This is a genomic window from Polymorphobacter sp., assembly GCF_051860865.1.
Taxonomy (GTDB): Bacteria; Pseudomonadota; Alphaproteobacteria; order Sphingomonadales; family Sphingomonadaceae; genus Sandarakinorhabdus.
The window spans coordinates 1-3,115 of record NZ_JBIMKZ010000137.1 but is presented as its reverse complement, the minus strand read 5'-3'; the positions used below and the strand labels follow the sequence as shown (position 1 = coordinate 3,115).

General features: G+C 67.1%; 4 protein-coding genes. 2 read left to right on the top strand and 2 right to left on the bottom strand.

Features of this window, described 5'->3' with window-relative positions; all coding sequences use genetic code 11:
• On the bottom strand, window positions 1-483 hold a 483-nt coding region (locus ACTIFJ_RS15230; RefSeq protein WP_439534963.1), incomplete at its 3' end, for a type I methionyl aminopeptidase.
• A 112-nt stretch (window positions 484-595) separates the two neighbouring features.
• Here ACTIFJ_RS15230 and ACTIFJ_RS15225 point away from each other — a divergent pair.
• The gene (locus ACTIFJ_RS15225) at window positions 596-1,357 is read left to right on the top strand and encodes a competence/damage-inducible protein A (protein ID WP_439534962.1); all 762 of its coding nucleotides are present in this window, start codon (window positions 596-598) and stop codon (window positions 1,355-1,357) included.
• Window positions 1,358-1,508: 151 nt separating this feature from the next.
• Complete coding sequence (locus tag ACTIFJ_RS15220; protein WP_439534961.1) at window positions 1,509-2,573, top strand: AbrB family transcriptional regulator; 1,065 nt, start codon at window positions 1,509-1,511, stop codon at window positions 2,571-2,573.
• 5 nt (window positions 2,574-2,578) lie between these two features.
• On the opposite strand, the gene ACTIFJ_RS15215 is transcribed toward ACTIFJ_RS15220, so the two are convergent.
• The coding region (locus ACTIFJ_RS15215; protein ID WP_439534960.1) for a hypothetical protein at window positions 2,579-3,115 on the bottom strand (537 nt) is incomplete at its 5' end.

Here is a 3,115-nt window from a genome sequence, read left to right as displayed (position 1 = left end):
GCCGCCGGGCTTGGCCGCCGCAATGCCGCGCATCATCGCCTCGTAGGTGACGTCGCACAGCCGCTTGGCCTTCACGCCGACATCGCCCGCGTAATACATGCGGCTGGTGTCGCCGTACCAGCCGTCGAGGATCACGGTGACGTCGATATTGACGATGTCGCCGTTCTGCAGCCGCTTGTCCGACGGGATGCCATGGCAGACGACGTGGTTGATCGAGGTGCAGATCGACTTCGGAAAGCCGCGATAGTTCAGCGGGGCGGGGATCGCCTTGTGGTCCAGGATGTACTCGTGGCAGAGCCGGTCGAGCTCGTCCGTCGTGACGCCCGGCTGGACGTGGGGCGTGATGAAGTCGAGGGTCTCGGCGGCCAGCCGGCCGGCTTTGCGCATGCCGGCGAACCCTTCGGGTCCATGCAGCTTGATGGTGCGCTCGTCGCGGCGCCAATAGTCGGCGCTGTCGTCGACGATTTCGCGTGAATTGGTCATCCGCCTTATTTGGCATGCGATACCGGCGGTAACAAGGGCGGGACCGCGGCTTGGCCCGCCGGCCGGGGTCCGATAGGGTCCTGAAACCAAACGATAATTACGCAGGCATTGCATGTCAGACCCGGCAAAAATCGTCACCGCCTGCATCCTCGTGATCGGCAACGAGATCCTGAGCGGCCGCACCCGCGATTCCAACATCCAGTATCTCGCCACCGAACTGGGCAAGCTCGGCGTCCGGGTCATGGAGGCCAGGGTCATCCCCGACATCGAAGCGACCGTCGTGGCGACCCTCAACGAGGTGCGCGCCAAATTCGACTACGTCTTCACCACCGGCGGGATCGGCCCGACCCATGACGACATCACGGCAGACTGCATTGCCAAGGCGTTCGGTGTCGGAATCTCCGAGCATCCCGAGGCGGTCGCCCGCATGACCCGGCACTACGGCGATCCGGCGCTGTTCACGCCGGCGCGGCGGCGCATGGCGCGGGTCCCCCATGGCGGCGTGCTGGTCGATAACCCCGTGTCCGTGGCGCCCGGCTTCCAGATGGAGAACGTCTTCACCTTCGCCGGCATCCCCAAGGTCGCCGAGGCGATGTTCCAGTCGATGAAGCACCGGCTGGTCGGCGGCACCCCGGTCCTCTCACGCACCGTGCGCACCAACCTGCCCGAAGGCATCATCGCCGAGCCGCTGGGCGCTCTGCAGAAGCGTTACGAGGATATCGACATCGGATCCTATCCTGCCTTCCGCGACGGCAAGCCCAGCGTCTCGCTGGTCCTGCGCGGCACGGATGATGCAAGGCTTGCCGTGGCGGTGGTCGAGCTGATGTCGACCATCCGCGACATGAACGGCGAGGCCGAGGAATTTCTGACCTGACGCAACTGATCGGACGAGCAAGGCAAGGGTCCTTCGCTGCGCTCTGGATGACACCGGTGTGGGCAATGGCGCAGTGCGCCGCCGACGATAAACTTGTCGTCCTGAGCGCAGCGAAGGACCTTTCGCTTTGGTCCCCATCACGGTCCAGCGCATGACAGGCGTCGGCCGACACCTCACCTCATGGTCTGCGCTGATCGCGCTGACCGTGCCGGTGACGGCGTTGATGCTGTGGCTGCACGCGCCGGCGGCGCTGATGCTGGGGCCGCTGCTCGCCGGTGTCGCCTTCGCCTCGTGGGGCGGCAAGGTGACCTATCCCGTGCCGGTCTTCGCGGTGGCGCAGGGCATCGTCGGCAGCATGATCGCCAAGATGGTGCCGCTCACGATCGTGGGCGACATCCTCGGGCACTGGGCGCTGTTCACGGTCGGTGTCGTCTCGGTCGTCGCCGCCAGCACCTGGGTGGGCTGGCAGATGACGCGCTGGCAGATGCTGCCCGGCACGACGGCGCTGTGGGGCGTGAGCCCCGGCGCCGCCTCGGTGATGACCTACATGGCGGAAGCCTATGGCGCGGACATGCGCATGGTGGCCTTCATGCAGTATCTGCGCGTCGTCATGGTGGCGGCCGTCGCGGCCGGGGTGGCGCGTTACTTCGGCGGGGCCTCCCAGCACGCGCCGGACGCGATCGTGTGGTTCCCCGAGGTCGCCTGGTTGCCGCTGCTCGAGACCCTGGCGTTGGCCGGCGTGGGCTCATGGCTGGCGCGGCGGCTCAGCATCCCGGCCGGCGCCTTCCTGGTGCCGTTGGTCGGCGGCATCGTGCTCACGCATATGGGCTGGCTGCGGCTCGAGCTGCCGACCTGGCTGCTCGCCGGCTGCTATGCGCTGGTCGGCTGGAACGTCGGCCTGCGCTTCACACGCGCGCTGCTGGTCCACGTGCTGCGCCAGCTTCCCGGCATTCTCCTGTGCATCTTCGCCATGCTGGCGCTGTGCGGCGGCGTTGCGGCCTTCATGGTGTTCGCGGCCGGCATCGATCCGCTCACCGCCTATCTCGCCACCAGCCCCGGCGGCGCCGATTCCATCGCCATCATCGCGGCCTCGACCGACGTCGACGTGTCCTTCGTGATGGCCATGCAGACGGTCCGCCTGCTCGTCGTTCTGTTCGTGGCGCCTTACCTGACCAAGATCATCGCCGATCGGATCGGCGACCTCGGCAAGGGCTGACGGCTTCAGTTCTGGCGGCTGCGTCCGACCTCGACGACCCGGCCATCCGGCATCAGAACCACCAAGCTCACGGATTCGATGCCGGGATCGACCGCCAGCATCGGCCGCTGGGCTTCGCGCAGCGCGTTCCAGGAGGTTCGGTCGAAGGGCTCGGCCACAGTTGTCGTGAAGTCGCCCTGGGTGATTTCGCGTTCGGCCAGGCCATCGGGCCATGCCGGCAGTTTCCCGGTCGTGTCCTCCGTCATCGTCTCGATGCCGGCCAGCGCCTTCTTCATGTCCGCCCGCGTCCTGAGTGCGGAATGGTAGATCTCGACGATGAAGCCCGGCGTCGCGGCGCTGTAGAGCGGACGGCCGTCCGGCGCCCGGATCACCAGCGCGGTCGCGGCATTGATGCAGTCGGTGCCATCGGAGAAGACGTCGATGTGATAGCCGCGCCCTGCCGCCGTCCATGGCAGCGTGTCCGACACGCTGCAGTCGCCCTTCGTTGGCCCCGCCGCGATCAGGGCGGCCCGGTTTGTTGGCTTCCGCGGCATCGCCTGCGC